This window comes from Thiothrix fructosivorans, from assembly GCF_017349355.1.
GTDB classification, from domain to species: domain Bacteria; phylum Pseudomonadota; class Gammaproteobacteria; order Thiotrichales; family Thiotrichaceae; genus Thiothrix; species Thiothrix fructosivorans.
The window spans coordinates 573,086-590,339 of sequence record NZ_JAFMPM010000008.1; the positions used below are offsets into that span (position 1 = coordinate 573,086).

Here is a 17,254-nt window from a genome sequence, read left to right on the forward strand (position 1 = left end):
ATACCTCAAATCGTGTTTTTATGTCGTTGGGGTGCTGTATGGTGAATGTCGAAACATCCGCTTATAAAACGTGGCAACAGGTGTTGTTTTGGATTGGCTGGTTGTCGTTGTTGATTCCAGGTTATTTCATCAGTTACGGGTTTACGTTGGTGGGTTCGCTGGTGTTGAGCGGCTACAACGAAACGGTGGATTTGGTACTGGTGCTGATTATGGGGACGGCGCTGATTGAATTATTACTGATCGGGATTTATACCTTAACGCGCTATTGGTTTCAGAAATCGAAGTTTGGGCGCTTGGTGTTGTGGTTAGTCTTGGGGGCGGCAGGTATTCCCTTGGCGGCGTTGTTGGGTTGTGTCTATGCTTACGCTAAACTCGCGTTGTATCAATAGCTGCTGTTTGGGAGGATTCGTTATGCGTCACATCACCTTGTTTGCCCTTGCCTTGTTGTTGGTGCTGCCGGTGCAGGCTAAAGAGACGGGAAATACCATCGACTTGACCACGGAAAGTTGCCTGAATAGCAACGAATCCACGGCGGGCATGTTGGAATGCTTCAGCCGTGCGGAAAAAGACTGGGATACAGAACTCAACCGCGTCTACAAAGTCTTGCAAAGCAAGCTCAAACCGGCGGGGCAGGATGCGCTTAAACAGGCACAAAAGGCGTGGATAGTGCAACGCGATAAGGAATTCGAGCTGATCAATGCGCTGCACACTCAATTGGATGGCACGATGTGGATTGCGGTGATGGCAGAGAAACGCGCCGATGTGGTCAAAACACGGGCGCTGGCGTTGCAGTCTTACGTGGATTTGCTGGTAGAAGGCGCGAAGTAAGCTACAGCCACTTCCGCCATTTGAAGGCGGCGAGCATTGCCACTGCCAGCGCAATCATAATGCCCCACACGCCGAAGTAGCCATTGTGCCATTTTAGTTCGGGCATGTGCTCGAAGTTCATCCCGTACACGCCCACGATAAAAGTGAGCGGGATGAAGATTGTGCCAACAATGGTGAGGACGCGCATAATGTCGTTCATGCGATTGCTGACGCTGGATAGGTAAATATCCAACATGCCACTGAGCATTTCGCGGTAGGTTTCAATCAAGTCAATGACTTGCACTGCGTGGTCGTAACAGTCGCCGAAATAGGGGCGCATTTCTGCATTGACCAGTTCGCCATCGTGTTGAATCAGGCGGCTGATGACTTCGCGTTGCGGCCACAAGGCGCGGCGTAGCAGCAATAGGTCACGCTTGAGTTGGTGTAAGGTGTTGAGCATGGCTTGATCGGGGTTTTCCAACACTTGTTCTTCCAGTGTTTCAATGCGTTCACCTAGCTCTTCCAAGACGGGGAAAGCGCAGTCAATCACCACGTCCATGAGCGTATACAGCAGGTAATTCACGCCACGGGTGCGGATGCGTCCAAACCCTTGCCGCAAGCGGGCGCGGATTGGCTCAAAGGCTGTGCCATCACCGCTGCAAAAGCTGAGTAAATGTCCATCGCCGACAAACAGGCTAACTTGTTCTAACGTGATTTCATCGTCGACTAAGTGCGGCAGGTTGAGGATCAGGAACGTATATTGCCCGTGGAAATCGACTTTAGGGCGTTGCCCGCTATTGAGGATGTCTTCAAGGGCGAGCGGATGCAGCCCGAAAGTTTCCCCCAAAGCGTTGATAGCGGTGGGATCATGCACACCCGTCACATCCAACCAATCCGCTTGCGTGTTGTGGGCAGCCTTTTGGCATTGTGCCGGTGTTGGGGCAGGGGTTTCGGTGAATTGCTTGTCGTCGTATTCAAACAAACGAATACGGGTAACACCGCCTGTGCCGTGACGGGAGAGTGTGCCGGGTGGCGTGCCGGGCGGGTGATAGCGTTTGCCGAAAGTTTCCATGTGATTCCGAGTGTGTAATGACTTAAGCTGTCACACATACATACCTTGATAGGGTTTCTGTCAGGTGTTTAAGGGGTGGGCAATCCTAGTCAGTCAATCACTGGACTCCCTAGTGGACTCCGAAACGGAAAAAAGTGATAGAAACAAAAAAGGGCTACAGCGAAAACACTGTAACCCTTTCATTTGTCTGGTGCCGGCACCACGAATCGAACGCGGGACCTACTGATTACAAGTCAGTTGCTCTACCAACTGAGCTACGCCGGCCTTAGAAGCTGCGCATTTTATAGAACCTTGAAAGGTCGCGCAACAATTTTTTTAGCTTTTTGTGATGATACCTATTAAGTGGTCTGTTAGAGCAGATAAACGGTAGAAACTTGCCATTTTGTTTAACACTACTGCACCTCCACCTTAATCAACTCCTCCCCATCCGGGTCAGTCACATGCACCGCACACGCAATGCACGGGTCGAAACTGTGGATAGTGCGCAAAATCTCCACCGGCTGTTTCGGGTCGTGCAACACATGGCCTTGCAACGACGCTTCATACGCCCCCGCCTGATTCTGCACGTCACGCGGCCCCGCATTCCAAGTACTCGGAACGACAGCCTGATAGTTGGCAATCTTCTGATCCTTAATCACAATCCAATGCGCCAGCGCACCACGCGGGGCTTCCATGTAGCCCACGCCTTGCGCTTTGGAAGGCCAGCTTGACGGCTCCCACAAAGTCTCGTTGAAGGTTTTGGTGTCGCCCGCCTTAATATTGGCAATCAGATGATCGAACCACGTTTGCATCTTGTCGGCGATGATCTTGGTTTCCAGCGTGCGGGCAGCCGTGCGCCCCAAGGTGGAATATAGCGCGTCCACCGGCACATCCAGATACTTCAGGGTGTAATCGACCAGCGATTTAGTCTGTTCGTGCCCAGTGGCATACAACATCAACACCCGCGCCAATGGTCCCACTTCCACCGCCTGCCCTTTCCAGCGCGGCGATTTCATCCACGAATACGACTGATCGACTTCCAGTTGCTTATACGGTGGTTTGGGTCCAGTGTAATTCAGCTCCGTTTCGCCCGCGTAAGGATGCAAACCTTTGTCCTTGCCCTCGCTGTAGTCGTACCAAGAGTGCGCGATGAACTCCTGAATCTGGTCTTCCGCATTCAAATCCACCGGATGTATTTTCGATAAATCGCGGTTAAGAATCACGCCGGAAGGAATCAGGAACGACGCAGGGTCATCCATGCCTTTTTCCGGGAAATCGCCGTAGGTCATGAAATTGCCCAAGCCTTCACCCTGCTTGAACCAATCCTTGTAAAAACTGGCAATCGCCAGCGTATCCGGCACGTAAACCTGATCGACGAACACCTGCATTTTCTTGATGATGTCCTGCACTTGCGACAGGCGTTTCATATTGAGGGCGGAATCGGAATTCAGGTCAATCGGGCAAGGCACACCGCCGACGAGGAAATTCGGGTGCGGGTTTTTACCACCGAAAATAGTGTGCAATTTCACCACATCGCGTTGCCATGCAAGGGCTTCGAGGTAATGCGACACCGCCATCAAATTGGCTTCAGGTGGCAATTTGTAGGCGGGATGTCCCCAATACGCCTTGGCGAAAATGCCCAACTGCCCCGCTTCGACGAACTTTTTCAGCTTGGCTTGCTGGTCGGCAAAATAACCAGCGGAAGAATTCGGCCAGCTTGGGGAAATCTTTTGCGCCAACTCAGAAGTCGCTTTGGGGTCGGCCTTGAGCGCGGATACCACATCCACCCAATCGAGCGCGTGCAAATGGTAGAAGTGCATTACGTGGTCGTGCACGTATTGCGCCGCAATCATCAGGTTGCGGATCAGTTGCGCATTGGGCGGAATGCTGTAATTCAGCGCATCTTCCACCGAGCGCACCGAAGCAATGCCATGCACCAGCGTACACACGCCGCAAATGCGTTGCGCATACGCCCAAGCGTCACGCGGGTCGCGTCCGCGCAGGATGATTTCGATACCGCGCACCATTGTCCCGGCGGAATACGCCTGTTCGATGGTGTTACCGTTCATTTGCGCTTCAATGCGTAAGTGACCTTCGATGCGGGTGATAGGGTCTACAACGACACGTTCAGTCATTTTAGTATCCTCAAATGTCGTTCAGGAATTGCTCAAGGAGGCGATACTGTGCTTCGCTTTCCTCGTGCATGGATTCGTCGGAGGCATCAATGTGCCCACAAGTACGCGCCATCCGCGCATTGACTGCGGCTTCCCACGCGGGTGCTTTGGCCTGCTTGTCGGGGGCAACCAAGGCAGTGGCAGCACGGGCAACGAAATAACCTGCTTGCGCTTGCCAATCGCTGTCCGAACCGCAGCGGGTATGGCTATCGAGCGCAGCGGCTTTGGCTTGCTTGAAAGCTACAGCGAATTCGTCGGCAGTAGTGTCTTCGTTGGCAGCAGCGTCTACCGCTTTGGTGACGGCGGGGTTGAGTGCCAACACATTGCGCACGAAAGCTGCACCAACACGGCGTTGTTGCGCCAATCCCAACTTATCGAGTGCCTGTTTGAAATCGGTATCTTGGGTGATCATGCTGCACCTCCCTTACGTTCGACCAAATGTTCAGCAATCATTTCGGTCAAGCCCAACACCGGGATGTCCATTTGGTTAACCTCCATGCCTTCTTCCAACTGGATGCGGCAGTTAGCGCACGCCGTTACCAGCGTATCCACATGCAATTCGTCCAATTGTTTTTTCTTGCGTTGAAAGGCTTTCAGTTTCACTTCTTCGGCATCTTCGTTGGCACTCACGCCACCGCCTGCGCCGCAACACCAGTTAAGCGTGCCGTGATCCGCCATTTCCACGAAGTTTTTCGCCACCATATTCAGCAAGTTGCGCGGCTGCTCGACCACACCGCCACGGCGCACCAATTGGCATGGGTCGTGGAAGGTGAGTTTAGATTCCTCGAAGCCTTCGGTTTGCAGCAAGCCTTCTGCCCGCAATTCGTCCAGCACTTCGACGATGTGTTTGGCAGCAAAGGTGTAAGGGCGACCAATCAGATTCGGCCCTTCCCAACGCAATGCGGTGTAAGCGTGCCCGCATTCGGGGCTGATCACGGTTTTGACTTTGAGCTTTTCGGCAGCAGCCACGACGCGGCTCACCAGTTCCCGCGCAATGTCGGATGAACCGATTTGGATGCCGGAATTGGTGGCTTCAAAGCATTCACTGCTCAGCGTCCAGGTTTTGCCTGCATTGGTGAGGATTTTGGCGACTGCCCCCAAGTATTCAGGGTAGTTCATGATCTCCATCGACGACAACATCAGCAAGTATTCCGCGCCTTCCTTGTCGAAGGGCACTTCTAGACCGCTGGATTTTTCCAGATGGCGGACTTGGGCTTGTAAGGCTGGGAGTTTGACCCCCATCGGGCTACCAATGTTTACCGCACGGGTGGATGCGCCGATCAAGCCTTCCGGCGCGTGACCCGAAGCTACCATGCCTTCGCGCATCCGGCGAATCATGTAGGTAATGTCGTTGCCGACCGGACAAATCAAGGTGCAACGCCCGCACAGCGAACAGTTGTTGTAAACCAGCTCCTGCCATTCGGCGAGTTCCGCATCGGTGACGGGTTTGCTCAACCCCAGCTTGGCTTTGAGCTTGCCGATCAGGGTGTATTCTTGCTCCCACACGCGCCGCAACGGTTCGAGTTTGTAAATCGGCGTGTGACGCGGATCGGGGTTTTCGGTGTAAAACAAGCAGGCTTCCGCACACATCCCGCACGATACGCAGGAGCTGAAGAAACTTGCCATTGGTGCATCAATTTGCGCTTTGAAGGCATTGATGCCGCGTTCGAGTGTTAACGTACTCATGATTTCACCCCCCGCAAGCCCATCGAAGCCCCGTTATACCAACGCGACAGGAACACCGTGAACGTGTGCATCAGCTTGGTGAACGGAAACACGATCAGCAGAACTTCCACACTCAAGATATGCAGCCCCAGCATCATCTGCGGCGACAGCAACAAATGGTGGTAGGCCATATAGCCCGTCAGTAACGGCACAAACGTCACCGCCCACGCCACGTAATCGCCAGGGCTGGAGAGGAAGCGTTTCACCGGATGTTGCAAGCGATGAATCAACACCACCACCAACGCAATCATGGTGACAACCGCAAACGCATCCACCACGGGCGTAGACAAGTTAGGCCAGCCGAAGCCAAGTACGCTTTTAAACACTTCCACATGCGCTGCCAGCAAAAAGATCACCACGAACAGCCCGATGTGAAACACATACCCAGCCACAATGGTAATCATCGAACGCTGGAAGGTTGCTTTGTCCGTCCCGAAGCGGCGGAAAATTTCACGCAACCCGCCTTGCATCGGGTCGCCTTTCGGCACGGCGTAATTCACTTTCCTGCCCAACGACAGGATTTCAAACAGGCGCAGCACTAGCCCCGCCACAAAGATAAATAGGGCAATGTTGAAGGCCGAGCCTTTGACCCATAGCAGGAAATCAACTTCGTTCATGATCCTGACTCCTGATTCAATTCCTCGACGGTGACAGTTTGGTGTGAACTTGCCGCCTCCGCCTTGGATTTTTTGTTCATCGCACCGATGGCAACCCCGGCAGCAATACCCGCTGCGGCGGCATACACCGCGTTCTTGCCCGATGCACCTGTAGGAATGGACAGCGCCTTATAAAAGCCACCGAAATCCCAGAAGTTGGGTTCGGAACAGCCGATACAACCATGCCCGGATTCAATCGGGAAGCTAGTCCCATCATTCCATTTAGTAGTGGCGCAAGCGTTGTAGGTCACAGGGCCTTTGCAGCCGAGTTTATACAAACACCAGCCCGCTTTTGCACCTTCGTCATCAAAGGTTTCGGCAAACAAGCCGCGCTCGTAAAACGGACGGCGGTAGCAACGGTCGTGGATGCTTTGCCCGTAAAAAGCCTTCGGACGACCCAAGCTATCCAATTCGGGCAGCCCGAAGGTTAGGAAATGGGCAATCACGCCGGTAATCACCACCGGAATCGGCGGACAACCGGGAACGTTGATAATCGGTTTGTCTTTGATAATGTCGGATACGGACACCGCCCCTGTCGGATTCGGATCAGCTTTTGGCAAACCACCGTAGGCAGCGCATGTGCCGACCGCAATAATGGCAGCAGCACCGGCAGCGGCTTCTTTGAGCATATCCAGATTGCTGATGCCTGCAATGGTGGAGTAGCCGGGGTTATCGAGTGGGATAGAGCCATCCACCACCAGCACGTATTTGCCGTAATGCTCTTTCATCGCCTCTTCACGCGCGTGTTCGGCAGCGTCGCCCGAAGCAGCTTGCAAGGTGTGATGGTAATCCAGCGAAATCGCGTCAAAGATCAGCCCTTCGAGACTGGGGCTGTGCGAGCGGGTTAAGGATTCGGTGCAGCCCGTGCATTCCTGAAAGGACAGCCAGATCACCGAGGGACGTTTGGCTTGTTCCAACGCCTCGGCGATTTTCGGGATCATGCTAGGGGCAAGCGCCATGCTGGAAGCCAGCAGGCCACAAAATTTCAGGAAACTCCGCCGCGAAATGCCCTGCGAGCGCAGGTGTTCGCCTAGGGTTTGCTCATAAGGACTAGGTGTTTGCATCCTCATTATTGTCTTCCTCCATCGCCAGAATTGTGGTCATTGCCGCCAAGCCTTCCTTAATGTCGTCGCATTGGGAACGCAAGATTTCCGGCACATGACCAATTTCGATGAAATAACCGATACGTTTGTCGTTGTCGTCAAAGTGTTCAATGCGCCAGACACCCGCGTAACCGCTTTCGCGCAAACGGGTTTTGCCCAGCACATTGAGAGTAAGGTCGATTTCGCCTTCACCCAGAAATTCATCCAGAGCAGCATATTCCTGTGAAGAAAAAGGTAAGCTGTGCAGATCAATCATGCCGTGTGTGCCGTGCGCCATTAACTCGCTGAGAGCGTGGCGGATTTCGTGCAGCACGGGGCGTAAATTGCCCGTAACAACGGTTGCAGGACGAACAGGAATATCGTTTAAGCTCATGCAGCTATCTCCAATTTAGGTACTTGACGCAGCGGATGACACGGCGGGTATGCTTCGAACTCCCATTGCAGCAAGACATTGGCAGCTAACCGACCCGCCAGCGGGATATTGTGTTTGACGGCGCGTGTCGGCTGCTCGCCCCAGCCGAACGTTTGGTATTGGATGCCGATCAACGCACGGTGCGTGGGTAAATGCCCAGTCAAACGCGCAATGTCCATCAAGTCCAATAAACCGACTTCGTGGGCGCTGCGCTTGGCTGTACCGAGGAAATGATCCATCGCTTCCCCTTGGTAATAGCACACTGTACCAGGTTCGGCTTGTAATTCGACGGCATCCAGCACTAAGAGATGATCGTGCTCTTCAATCTCACTGGCGAGGGTAAAGCTAAGTGTGCCACCATCCAGATAGGTGACATCAGGGAAAGTCGGAAAACACCTCTCCATGAAGTTGAGAAGATGAATACCAATCCCTTCGTCCTGTAACAGGATATTGCCAATGCCTAACACCAACATAACGCGATCCACTTATAAATTTAATTGCCACTGCGGACATTGTGGACACTTTCGTTAGTGGGTGCTTGACATTGGTCAACACAAATCCGTATCAAGCCTGCAAGATGGCAGAACCTTGATCTGGATTAGGAAATTAAGACTTTCGGTAACGGATAGCGTGACCAAACAAGTAAATACACACGGGCAACCCCAAGATCAGCCCCCAGATATTGAACAACTTGCCACCAACGGTGAGGATAATCAGCACAATCACCGGGTTCACCCGCAACCGCGCCCCGTAGATCAGCGGGTTCAGAATGTAGCCTTCCACCAAATGAATGAAAATAATCATCCCGATCCCCAGCAGCATCAAATGCGCACCGCCGGTATTCAAGGCAATCAAACAAATGGGCACGGAACTAATGAACACACCCGCCACGGGCACAAAGCTAAACAAAAACACCAAAACAGACAAAAATGCGACGTGTTCGCTCATCCCCAGTAACGACACCCCAAGCGCAGTCAGCACAGTATTCACGCAAGCAATGTAAAATTGCGCCTGCATCGAATGCCCTAACACCTTCCCAAATTGGTAAATATTGTCCGCCGCTTCCACGTAAATAAAGCGTAGTCGCGTGTTTTCCAAATCACGCACACTTGCCGTCAGGTGCGGTAAATCCAACACAATCAAAAACGCAAACAACAATGCCAATAAGAATGTCGTCAGAATACCCACTGCCTGACCGCTAAAATGCGTGAGTTTATCCAGCACCGCCTTGACACCTTCGCGCCCATCGACCGGCTTACCTGTGCCACCGTTCAATAAACCCAGCAATAAACTGGTCGGTGAATCGCGGAATGCTCGCGTGGGTGCTGTAACCGGAGCAACTGGCACCGGTAGTGCATTCGCAACAGGTGCTGCCGCCCAATCAGGCACAGCAGGTGTCGCTTGCACTGGCACGACCGGACGCCGTAATTCAGGAATAGCTTCTTGTAATACGGGGTAGCGTTCCGCCAATTTCAGCACCTCCATATCAATGCGCTCCGTGTACACGAAAAAGCCTTTCGCAAAACCCGTTGCTTGCTGGTAGACCTGTGGTGCAAGGAACAAACTAACGGTAATAATGGCCCCTAAAAACAACGTCCCCACCAATATCACCACGGGAACACGTAACCAGCGCATCCGCTGCGTTAACATATCCACAATGCTGGATTGCAGGTAGGCAAACACAAACGTCAGAAAAATCAGGGTAAAAAAAGAACTGAGCAAGGTCAATAAGCCAAAAATAATCCCCCAGACCAACACACGACTCAGCAGTGGTAACATCAATTCCCAGCGCACTCTCGATTGGGGCGGAGAGGCTGGAAGAAACAAACCCGAATTAGTATTGTCATTATCCGGCAGCATCAAACAATTCTCTGCAAAGGTGAATTGGTGCAGTATAGCATTTTAAACAGAGCGGACTACCATGCCAGAATCGCGCCTTCTGCCTATTGCTCAACAGGGCGAAATCATCCTGCAACAAGCTGCACACGCCGTGGTGGATGTCCACGCCCCCGCCATTCAAACACTCATTGATGACATGCTTGCCACCTTGCTAGCAGCTAACGGCGTAGGGATTGCTGCGCCACAAGTCTTTGTTCCCTTACGCATTATTATCGTGGCATCGCGCCCGAATCCACGTTACCCCGATGCACCGTTGATGCAACCGCTCGCCATGCTTAACCCGGAAATTTGCTGGCAATCGACAGACACTTACTCTGGCTGGGAAGGTTGTTTGAGTGTGCCGGATGCTCGCGCTCCGGTGAATCGCGCCAACCGTTTGCAGGTTCGCTACCTGACCCGTGAAGGGGAAAGAATGGAAGCAGACTACGCTGGCTTTGTGGCGCGGATCATTCAACACGAATGTGATCATTTGGATGGCATCCTGTTCCCTGAGCGGGTCGAGGATGCCAGTGAAATCGTCAGCGAGGCGATCTTTCAGCAGATCTTCGCTGTTACGCCCTAAGTTATCCCTTGCGTAATCTGCCGGACGGGGAACATTCGAAGTGTAGTCTTCGATACTTTTATCCACTTTAATCAAGGACAAGGTATCCGGCATAGCGTACCGTTATAAGCATCAAGGAATACATGGATGCCTGTATGGAACGCTACTTCCGAGAACCCCATTCATCTGCCACACCGCTGCCTGTCAATAGTGGCAACGTCATAGCAGTGCGGGGTAGCGTGATTGATGTGCATTTCCCGCAACGCCTTCCCCATATCCGTACCTTATTACGTACTGGTGAAAATCAGCAAATCGTTCTCGAAGTCCTCACCCAACTGGATAGCCAACGGGTGCGAGCCATTGCCCTCACCCCAACCGCAGGGCTGGCGCGGGGAATGCTGGTAGAGGATACCAATGCACCGCTAATGATACCGGTAGGTCACAATATCCTATCACGCATGTTTGACGTATTCGGTAAGCCCATCGACTTATTGCCTGCGCCTGAAAACGTCGAATGGCGTTCGGTACACCACGCGCCGCCCTCGCTCTCCTGCCGCTCCACCCACTCCGAAGTGTTTATCACCGGCATTAAGGTCATCGACGTACTGGTTCCGCTGGAACGTGGTGGCAAAGCCGGACTCTTCGGCGGCGCAGGCGTGGGCAAGACCGTGTTGCTAACCGAAATGATCCACAATATGGTCGGGCATCACCACGGTGTCAGCCTGTTCTGCGGCATCGGCGAACGTTGCCGCGAAGGCGAGGAACTCTACCGTGAAATGCGCGATGCAGGCGTATTGCCCGGCATGGTAATGCTGTTCGGGCAAATGAACGAACTGCCCGGCTGCCGCGCCCGTGTTGGTCATGCCGCACTAACCATGGCGGAATATTTCCGCGATGATGAAAAACGCGACGTGCTGCTGCTGATCGACAATATTTTCCGCTTCATTCAGGCCGGGTCGGAAATTTCCGGGCTGATGGGGCAAATGCCGTCACGCCTTGGCTACCAACCGACGATGGGGACAGAACTGGCGCAACTGGAAGAACGCATTGCCAACACCGCCGCCGGGGCGATTACCTCAATTCAGGCGGTGTATGTGCCTGCGGATGATTTCACCGACCCGGCGGCAGTGCATACGTTCTCGCACCTGTCGGCGTCGATTGTGCTGTCGCGCAAGCGGGCGAGCGAAGGCTTGTTCCCGGCAGTCGACCCGCTGCAATCATCCTCCAAAATGCTCACCCCCGGCATTGTCGGCGAACGCCATTACCATCTGGCGCAGGCGGTACGCCGTACCCTGACGCAATACGAAGACCTCAAGGACATTATCGCCATGCTGGGGCTGGAACAGCTCTCGCAGGAAGACCGCAAGGTGGTATTGCGGGCGCGGCGGCTGGAACGCTTCCTCACCCAGCCGTTTTACACCACCGGGCAATTCAGCGGCATGGCTGGCAAAACCGTCAGTCTGGAAGATGCCTTGACGGGTTGCGAACGCATCCTCAACGACGAATTCAAAGACTTCCCCGAAAGTGCGCTGTACATGATTGGTGCAATCGACGAAGCGAAACAGCCCACGCCGGAGGCAAGTCATGCCTGAACTGATGCACTTGCAAATCCTGCTGCCTTTTACGGTGTTTGCCGACAAGACCGGGGTGCAAAGCATGGTAGTGGGCACACCCGAAGGTTCTTTCGGCCTATTACCCCAGCGGCTGGACTGCGTGGCGGCACTGGAACCGGGCATCCTCGCCTACACCACCGAAGCGGACGGCGAAGTTTTCATCGCGGTGGATGAAGGTATTCTGGTCAAAGCCGGTCAGGAAGTGCGGGTATCAGTACGCAATGCGCAAGGCGGCGCTGATCTGGGGAAACTGTACGCAGCGGTGAAAGAGGAATTCCTCAATCTGGATGAGCGCGAACGCGAACTGCGGGCAACCTTGGCCAAACTGGAAAGCGGTTTCATCCGTCGGTTGAGCGGGATGCAGCAGACATGAGGCAAGCAACATGAAAATGAATGACGATGACAGCGCTTTCCTGCGCAAACTGGGCACGAAAGCCACACGCAAGCTGAAAGCCCAGCGGCAGGGTAAACCACGGGTGCTAAGCGGGTTGGGTTTGCTGGGCATCGTCGGCTGGTCAATCGCCGTACCGGTATTGTTAGGGCTGGTGCTGGGCTGGTGGCTGGATCAATGCTGTCCCGGTCGCTTCGTTTGGACGCTGAACCTGTTGATGGTGGGTCTGTTGCTGGGCTGTATCAACGTCGTTTTCTGGGTCAGGAAGGAATATCAGGCCATGCACGATGAACAGGATGACAAGGAGCAACCTCATGATTGAGAACCTGACATTACCGCTGTTGGCTGGTATGGCGCTGGGTGGCTTTTTCTTCGGCGGGCTGTGGTGGACGGTGCGCAAAGGCAGTACTGCCCCCAACCCTGCGCTGTGGTTCATCGGCAGTTTCATCCTGCGCACCGGCGTTACGCTGGCTGGGTTTTATGTGGTTGGGGCGAGTGACTGGCAGCGTTTGCTGGCGATGGTGGCAGGCTTTGTGTTTGCACGAATACTGTTGACCCGATTTGCGGCTTCGCCACAGGAGGTAAATCATGCACCTTAGTTCCGACGATCTGGTGCTCTGGGAATACGGCTGGGTAAAACTCAACCTGACCATCATTACCACCTGGATACTGATGGTGGCGCTGGGTGGCGGTTGCTTCCTGCTGACCCGCAGGCTGAGCAATGCCATCCACATTCCGCGCTGGCAACATGTGCTGGAAGTGGTGCTGCTGGGGATACAGGCGCAAATTGAAGAAGTCGGTCTTGCCCAGTCACGCCGCTATATCAGCTTCATTGGTACGCTGTTTCTGTTCGTGGTGGTGGCGAATCTGGCGGCAATCATTCCCGGTTACGAGCCGCCGACAGGTTCACTGTCTACCAGCACTGCGCTGGCGATTTGCGTGTTCATTGCTGTGCCACTATTTGGTATCCGTGAAATCGGTGTGCTGGGCTACCTCAAATCCTATTTGCACCCGACACCGGTGATGTTGCCGTTCAATATCATCAGCGAAATTTCCCGCACGCTGGCGCTGGCGATCCGCCTGTTCGGCAACATTATGAGCGGTGGCATGATCATCGCCATCCTGCTGACCATTACCCCGTTCTTTTTCCCGGTGGTGATGCACGCGCTGCACTTGCTGACTGGCTTGGTGCAAGCCTATATCTTCAGCATCCTTGCCACGGTGTACATCGCTGCCGCCACACGCGGGGAAGGCGCTTGACCTAATGTCTGACACTACAAGGAAATACTCATGGACATGATCACCCTCATTGCGATTGCCTCCATTGTTACCGCCGGGCTGACGATTGCCATTGGCGGCATCGCCCCGGCACTGGGCGAAGGCAAGGCCGTCGCTACTGCACTCAGCGCCTTGGCACAACAGCCAGACGCTGCTGCCACCATCACCCGCACCCTGTTCGTGGGGCTGGCGATGATTGAGTCGATTGCGATTTACTGTTTCGTGGTTGCCATGATCCTGCTATTTGCCAATCCGTTCTGGAACCACGCCATTGCTGCTGCCAGCGGAGGTTAAGCCATGTTGATTGACTGGTTCACCGTCGCCGCTCAGGTGGTCAATTTCCTGATCCTGATGTGGCTACTGAAACGCTTCCTGTACCAGCCGGTGCTGGATGCCATCGACGCCCGCGAGGAGCGCCTCACCCAGCAGATGCAAGCCGCACAGGATACGCAGGCTGCTGCCGCTGCGGAACGCAACAAATACGAGCGCCTGAATGCCGAACTCGCACAGCAACAAGCCGGTTTGCTGGCGCAAGCCACTGCCGAAGTAGAAGCTACCCGCCTGCAATTGCTGGAAGCTGCCCATAATGAAACCGCCAGCTTGCGTAGCCAATGGCAGGATGCCCTGCTCAAGGAACAGCAAAGCCTGACTCAGGGCATTGCCAACCGCACCCGTCAGGAAGTGTTCGCCATTACCCGCAAGACCTTGGCTGATCTGGCTGATACCGGGCTGGAAGCACGCATGGTGGCAGTCTTCATCAACCGCCTGCAAACGTTGGGTATGGCGGAAAAAATACAGATGTCCCCCCCTGCCGGGCAAACGGATTGTCAGGTGCTGATCCGCAGTGCCTTCCTGTTGCCACCCAATGAACAGAAAGCCCTTGGGCAGGCCGTGCGTAACCTGCTGCCGATTCAGCCGACCATCCGTTTTGAACTGGCATCTGATTTGCTCAGCGGTATCGAACTGATCAGCAACGGACACAAACTGGAATGGAGCATTGCCGAATACTTGGCAGCACTGGAAGCCAGCATCGGCGAACTGATCCACACTACTTTGGTGACTAATGCTTCCGTCGCGCCCCCGGAGCCTGCCCATGCATGACCCCAACCTGCACACTACCCTAGACGCCACCTTCCAAAGCATCCGCGAAGCACGCGAAGCCTTCACCCCCAGTTTACAGGCTCGCGAAGTCGGTCATGTCAGCAACGTTGCTACGGGCATTGCCCGCGTCACTGGCTTGCCGAATGTGGGCTTTGAGGAACTGGTGAAATTCCCCGGCGGGCTGTACGGCATTGCCTTTGACCTCGGCGAAACCGACATTGGCGTGGTACTGCTAGGCGATTACTGGCACCTGCAAGCCGGGGACGAAGTGGAACGTACCGGCAGGGTAATGGATGTGCCAGTGGGCACTGACGTGCTGGGGCGCGTCATCAATCCGCTGGGTGAGGCACTGGATGACCGGGGGACGCTGACCTGCGTCCAACGCTTGCCCATCGAGCGCCCGGCTGCCCCTATCATGGATCGCGCCCCGGTCAGCGTGCCCTTGCAAACCGGCATCAAGGTGATCGACGCACTGGTTCCCATCGGGCGCGGGCAACGCGAACTGATCCTCGGCGACCGCCAGACCGGCAAGACCACCATTGCGGTAGATACTATCCTCAACCAGCATGACCAGAACGTGGTGTGTATCTACTGCGCGATTGGTCAACGGGCTTCGGCAGTGGCTAAAGTGGTCGCCAGCCTGCGTGAGCACGGGGCGATGGCCTATACCACCGTCGTCGTCTCCAAAGGCAATGACCCTCCGGGGCTGACCTATATCGCGCCTTATGCCGCCACCAGCATTGCTGAACATTTCATGCAGCAAGGGTGGGATGTGCTGGTTGTGTACGACGACCTCACCAACCATGCCCGGGCTTACCGCGAACTCTCCTTGCTGTTGCGGCGTCCACCGGGGCGGGAAGCGTTTCCGGGCGATGTGTTCTACATCCATTCACGCCTGCTGGAACGTGCCACCCGGCTGCGCCCGGCGTTTGGCGGCGGTTCGCTGACTGCCTTGCCGATCATTGAAACCGAAGCGCAAAACATGTCGGCCTACATCCCCACCAATCTGATTTCAATCACCGACGGGCAGATTTACCTGTCGCCCAAACTGTTTGAACTGGGGATATTACCGGCGGTGGATGTGGGGCGCTCGGTGTCGCGGGTGGGCAGCAAGGCGCAACTGGCGGATTACCGCAAGGTCGCAGGCAGCCTCAAGCTGGCTTACGCGCAATTCGAGGAACTGGAAGGTTTCGCCCGCTTCGGCACGCGGCTGGACGACAATACCCGCAAGATTCTGGCACACGGGCAACGCATCCGCGCCTGCTTGCAACAAGCCGAACACGCGCCCGTGCCAGTTGCCGCCCAGATCAGCCTGCTGCGGGCGCTGAGCGAAGGCCAGTTTGATGATGTCCCGTTGGCACAGATGCGAGCTGCCGAACAGCAAGTGTATGCCGCCGCCGGATTCAGGCCACTGCCATGAGCGACGGTATTGAAGCCCTGCGCCACCGCATCGATAGCACCGCCGACCTCCAGTCCGTAGTGCGCACCATGAAGGCGCTATCCGCTTCCAACATCGGGCAATATGAACGCGCCGTCCACGCGCTGGAAGAATACAACCGCACGGTCGAACTGGGACTGATGGCCTGCTTGCGCCAGCCGGATGTGCCGCTGCTGGTGACAGAACCCCAGCCTGCCGCCCATGTGGCAACCGGGGTAATTGTGTTCGGCACCGATCAGGGGCTGGTGGGGCAATTCAACGACCTGCTGGCAGATTACGTTACCCATTCGCTGAGCGCCTTGCCGGGTGACAAGCAAGTGTGGGTAGTGGGTGAGCGGATGCGTGACCGACTGGAAGACAGCACCTTACCGCTGGTGGATTTGCTCCATGTACCCAATTCACTCAATGCAGTCACAGCGCTGGTCGGGCAATTGGTGGTAGCAGTAGAAACAGCACGTGAACGCGGCAAGATCAGCGGCCTGTACCTATACCACAACCGCCCCGGCGAAATTTCCGGGCATTATGAACCTGTCAACCAGCGCCTGTTGCCACTGGATGCGGCTTGGCAACAGCACTTGCGGGCACAGCCGTGGCTGACCAACAAACTGCCGGAAACGCTGGGTTCCAGCTTGCAGACCTTGGCAGCCTTGATTCGTGAATACCTGTTCGTGTCACTGTTCCGCGCCTGTGCCGAATCGCTTGCCAGTGAAAATGCCAGCCGTCTGGTCACCATGCAGCGGGCAGAGAAAAACATCGGTGAAATGTTGGAGGGGCTGACGCACAGCTACCACCAATTGCGGCAGGAAGGGATTGATGCGGAGTTGTTTGATATTGTGGCGGGGTTTGATAGTCCCTCGTGAAAAACACCTCTAAAATCAATGGCAAAGTTTGGCTGCAACACAATGGCACGGAAGGCGATATTGCTCAGGAGTTGATGGCTGGCGGTGTGGCACGGGAAGATATAAGAGGGTGATTCCACGTCAATCGCCGCCGCCGCGTTAGGCGATATTGCCCGCGCTCGTGGCATGGCACAAGTACAACTGCACGTAGCACCAAAAGCAGCAT

Annotated in this window: 22 protein-coding genes and 1 tRNA gene; 13 read left to right on the forward strand and 10 right to left on the reverse strand. The window is 54.9% G+C overall.

Annotated elements, in window-relative coordinates; all coding sequences use genetic code 11:
• Positions 1 to 38: 38 nt before the first annotated feature.
• Positions 39 to 389 (forward strand): hypothetical protein, encoded by a 351-nt coding sequence (locus J1836_RS17100; protein ID WP_207252324.1) that lies wholly within the window; start codon positions 39 to 41, stop codon positions 387 to 389.
• A gap of 22 nt (positions 390 to 411) precedes the next feature.
• Positions 412 to 828 carry a lysozyme inhibitor LprI family protein gene (locus tag J1836_RS17105; protein WP_207252325.1) on the forward strand — a complete coding sequence of 139 codons (417 nt, stop codon included), beginning with the start codon at positions 412 to 414 and terminating at the stop codon, positions 826 to 828.
• A gap of 1 nt (position 829) precedes the next feature.
• Here the strand turns inward: J1836_RS17105 and corA are convergent, their stop codons facing one another.
• The 10 genes from corA to J1836_RS17155 form a co-directional block, all read right to left on the reverse strand.
• Positions 830 to 1,879: a magnesium/cobalt transporter CorA gene (corA, locus tag J1836_RS17110; RefSeq protein ID WP_207252326.1), complete on the reverse strand. Its 1,050-nt coding sequence runs from the start codon at positions 1,877 to 1,879 to the stop codon at positions 830 to 832.
• A gap of 188 nt (positions 1,880 to 2,067) precedes the next feature.
• Positions 2,068 to 2,143: transfer RNA gene (locus tag J1836_RS17115), tRNA-Thr, on the reverse strand.
• Between the two features lie 128 nt (positions 2,144 to 2,271).
• Positions 2,272 to 3,993, reverse strand: coding sequence for a nickel-dependent hydrogenase large subunit (locus J1836_RS17120; RefSeq protein WP_207252327.1), 1,722 nt, complete (start codon positions 3,991 to 3,993; stop codon positions 2,272 to 2,274).
• A gap of 10 nt (positions 3,994 to 4,003) precedes the next feature.
• Positions 4,004 to 4,444 carry a hypothetical protein gene (locus J1836_RS17125; protein ID WP_207252328.1) on the reverse strand — a complete coding sequence of 147 codons (441 nt, stop codon included), beginning with the start codon at positions 4,442 to 4,444 and terminating at the stop codon, positions 4,004 to 4,006.
• Positions 4,441 to 5,718, reverse strand: coding sequence for a (Fe-S)-binding protein (locus tag J1836_RS17130; RefSeq protein WP_207252329.1), 1,278 nt, complete (start codon positions 5,716 to 5,718; stop codon positions 4,441 to 4,443). The genes J1836_RS17125 and J1836_RS17130 overlap by 4 nt, the downstream gene beginning before the upstream one ends.
• The gene (locus J1836_RS17135; protein WP_202718177.1) at positions 5,715 to 6,374 is read right to left on the reverse strand and encodes a hypothetical protein; all 660 of its coding nucleotides are present in this window, start codon (positions 6,372 to 6,374) and stop codon (positions 5,715 to 5,717) included. Before J1836_RS17135 ends, J1836_RS17130 begins: the two co-directional genes overlap by 4 nt.
• Positions 6,371 to 7,477, reverse strand: a complete 1,107-nt coding sequence (locus J1836_RS17140; protein WP_242632901.1) for a hydrogenase small subunit — start codon at positions 7,475 to 7,477, stop codon at positions 6,371 to 6,373. The genes J1836_RS17135 and J1836_RS17140 overlap by 4 nt, the downstream gene beginning before the upstream one ends.
• Positions 7,464 to 7,889 carry a hydrogenase expression/formation C-terminal domain-containing protein gene (locus J1836_RS17145; RefSeq protein WP_207252331.1) on the reverse strand — a complete coding sequence of 142 codons (426 nt, stop codon included), beginning with the start codon at positions 7,887 to 7,889 and terminating at the stop codon, positions 7,464 to 7,466. Before J1836_RS17145 ends, J1836_RS17140 begins: the two co-directional genes overlap by 14 nt.
• Positions 7,886 to 8,413: a HyaD/HybD family hydrogenase maturation endopeptidase gene (locus J1836_RS17150; RefSeq protein ID WP_207252332.1), complete on the reverse strand. Its 528-nt coding sequence runs from the start codon at positions 8,411 to 8,413 to the stop codon at positions 7,886 to 7,888. Before J1836_RS17150 ends, J1836_RS17145 begins: the two co-directional genes overlap by 4 nt.
• Before the next feature lie 121 nt (positions 8,414 to 8,534).
• A complete protein-coding gene (locus tag J1836_RS17155) occupies positions 8,535 to 9,707 on the reverse strand; it encodes an AI-2E family transporter (protein WP_207252333.1) in 1,173 nt (390 codons plus the stop codon).
• A 142-nt stretch (positions 9,708 to 9,849) separates the two neighbouring features.
• On the opposite strand from J1836_RS17155, the gene def reads away from it, so the two are divergent.
• The 11 genes from def to J1836_RS17210 all read left to right on the forward strand — a co-directional run bounded on the left by def (position 9,850) and on the right by J1836_RS17210 (position 17,162).
• The gene (def, locus tag J1836_RS17160) at positions 9,850 to 10,389 is read left to right on the forward strand and encodes a peptide deformylase (protein ID WP_207252334.1); all 540 of its coding nucleotides are present in this window, start codon (positions 9,850 to 9,852) and stop codon (positions 10,387 to 10,389) included.
• Between the two features lie 134 nt (positions 10,390 to 10,523).
• Entirely contained in the window at positions 10,524 to 11,960 is a 1,437-nt protein-coding gene (gene atpD, locus J1836_RS17165) for a F0F1 ATP synthase subunit beta (RefSeq protein WP_207252335.1), read from the forward strand.
• Positions 11,953 to 12,354 (forward strand): F0F1 ATP synthase subunit epsilon, encoded by a 402-nt coding sequence (locus J1836_RS17170; protein ID WP_207252336.1) that lies wholly within the window; start codon positions 11,953 to 11,955, stop codon positions 12,352 to 12,354. The genes atpD and J1836_RS17170 overlap by 8 nt, the downstream gene beginning before the upstream one ends.
• A 10-nt stretch (positions 12,355 to 12,364) precedes the next feature.
• Entirely contained in the window at positions 12,365 to 12,694 is a 330-nt protein-coding gene (locus tag J1836_RS17175; protein WP_207252337.1) for an AtpZ/AtpI family protein, read from the forward strand.
• A complete protein-coding gene (locus J1836_RS17180; RefSeq protein ID WP_207252338.1) occupies positions 12,687 to 12,971 on the forward strand; it encodes an ATP synthase subunit I in 285 nt (94 codons plus the stop codon). Before J1836_RS17175 ends, J1836_RS17180 begins: the two co-directional genes overlap by 8 nt.
• Positions 12,961 to 13,632: a F0F1 ATP synthase subunit A gene (locus J1836_RS17185; protein WP_207252339.1), complete on the forward strand. Its 672-nt coding sequence runs from the start codon at positions 12,961 to 12,963 to the stop codon at positions 13,630 to 13,632. The genes J1836_RS17180 and J1836_RS17185 overlap by 11 nt, the downstream gene beginning before the upstream one ends.
• Before the next feature lie 30 nt (positions 13,633 to 13,662).
• Complete coding sequence (locus J1836_RS17190) at positions 13,663 to 13,944, forward strand: F0F1 ATP synthase subunit C (RefSeq protein ID WP_207252340.1); 282 nt, start codon at positions 13,663 to 13,665, stop codon at positions 13,942 to 13,944.
• A 3-nt stretch (positions 13,945 to 13,947) separates the two neighbouring features.
• Positions 13,948 to 14,751 carry a F0F1 ATP synthase subunit B family protein gene (locus J1836_RS17195; RefSeq protein WP_207252341.1) on the forward strand — a complete coding sequence of 268 codons (804 nt, stop codon included), beginning with the start codon at positions 13,948 to 13,950 and terminating at the stop codon, positions 14,749 to 14,751.
• A complete protein-coding gene (locus J1836_RS17200; RefSeq protein ID WP_207252342.1) occupies positions 14,744 to 16,171 on the forward strand; it encodes an alternate F1F0 ATPase, F1 subunit alpha in 1,428 nt (475 codons plus the stop codon). Before J1836_RS17195 ends, J1836_RS17200 begins: the two co-directional genes overlap by 8 nt.
• On the forward strand, positions 16,168 to 17,049 hold the full coding sequence (locus J1836_RS17205; protein ID WP_207252343.1) for a F0F1 ATP synthase subunit gamma: 882 nt from the start codon (positions 16,168 to 16,170) through the stop codon (positions 17,047 to 17,049). The genes J1836_RS17200 and J1836_RS17205 overlap by 4 nt, the downstream gene beginning before the upstream one ends.
• Positions 17,046 to 17,162, forward strand: a complete 117-nt coding sequence (locus J1836_RS17210) for an element excision factor XisI family protein (protein WP_207252344.1) — start codon at positions 17,046 to 17,048, stop codon at positions 17,160 to 17,162. The genes J1836_RS17205 and J1836_RS17210 overlap by 4 nt, the downstream gene beginning before the upstream one ends.
• Positions 17,163 to 17,254 lie beyond the last annotated feature (92 nt).

Bases quoted from the DNA above. Each gene is read 5' to 3' on its own strand.
- J1836_RS17140 (WP_242632901.1), bottom strand. From the start codon at position 7,477: ATGCAAACACCTAGTCCTTATGAGCAAACCCTAGGCGAACACCTGCGC.
- J1836_RS17135 (WP_202718177.1), bottom strand. From the start codon at position 6,374: ATGAACGAAGTTGATTTCCTGCTATGGGTCAAAGGCTCGGCCTTCAAC.
- J1836_RS17185 (WP_207252339.1), top strand. From the start codon at position 12,961: ATGCACCTTAGTTCCGACGATCTGGTGCTCTGGGAATACGGCTGGGTA.
- J1836_RS17130 (WP_207252329.1), bottom strand. From the start codon at position 5,718: ATGAGTACGTTAACACTCGAACGCGGCATCAATGCCTTCAAAGCGCAA.
- corA (WP_207252326.1), bottom strand. From the start codon at position 1,879: ATGGAAACTTTCGGCAAACGCTATCACCCGCCCGGCACGCCACCCGGC.
- J1836_RS17145 (WP_207252331.1), bottom strand. From the start codon at position 7,889: ATGAGCTTAAACGATATTCCTGTTCGTCCTGCAACCGTTGTTACGGGC.
- J1836_RS17200 (WP_207252342.1), top strand. From the start codon at position 14,744: ATGCATGACCCCAACCTGCACACTACCCTAGACGCCACCTTCCAAAGC.
- J1836_RS17100 (WP_207252324.1), top strand. From the start codon at position 39: ATGGTGAATGTCGAAACATCCGCTTATAAAACGTGGCAACAGGTGTTG.
- J1836_RS17120 (WP_207252327.1), bottom strand. From the start codon at position 3,993: ATGACTGAACGTGTCGTTGTAGACCCTATCACCCGCATCGAAGGTCAC.
- J1836_RS17195 (WP_207252341.1), top strand. From the start codon at position 13,948: ATGTTGATTGACTGGTTCACCGTCGCCGCTCAGGTGGTCAATTTCCTG.
- atpD (WP_207252335.1), top strand. From the start codon at position 10,524: ATGGAACGCTACTTCCGAGAACCCCATTCATCTGCCACACCGCTGCCT.
- J1836_RS17125 (WP_207252328.1), bottom strand. From the start codon at position 4,444: ATGATCACCCAAGATACCGATTTCAAACAGGCACTCGATAAGTTGGGA.
- J1836_RS17175 (WP_207252337.1), top strand. From the start codon at position 12,365: ATGAAAATGAATGACGATGACAGCGCTTTCCTGCGCAAACTGGGCACG.
- def (WP_207252334.1), top strand. From the start codon at position 9,850: ATGCCAGAATCGCGCCTTCTGCCTATTGCTCAACAGGGCGAAATCATC.
- J1836_RS17170 (WP_207252336.1), top strand. From the start codon at position 11,953: ATGCCTGAACTGATGCACTTGCAAATCCTGCTGCCTTTTACGGTGTTT.
- J1836_RS17205 (WP_207252343.1), top strand. From the start codon at position 16,168: ATGAGCGACGGTATTGAAGCCCTGCGCCACCGCATCGATAGCACCGCC.
- J1836_RS17155 (WP_207252333.1), bottom strand. From the start codon at position 9,707: ATGTTACCACTGCTGAGTCGTGTGTTGGTCTGGGGGATTATTTTTGGC.
- J1836_RS17105 (WP_207252325.1), top strand. From the start codon at position 412: ATGCGTCACATCACCTTGTTTGCCCTTGCCTTGTTGTTGGTGCTGCCG.
- J1836_RS17180 (WP_207252338.1), top strand. From the start codon at position 12,687: ATGATTGAGAACCTGACATTACCGCTGTTGGCTGGTATGGCGCTGGGT.
- J1836_RS17190 (WP_207252340.1), top strand. From the start codon at position 13,663: ATGGACATGATCACCCTCATTGCGATTGCCTCCATTGTTACCGCCGGG.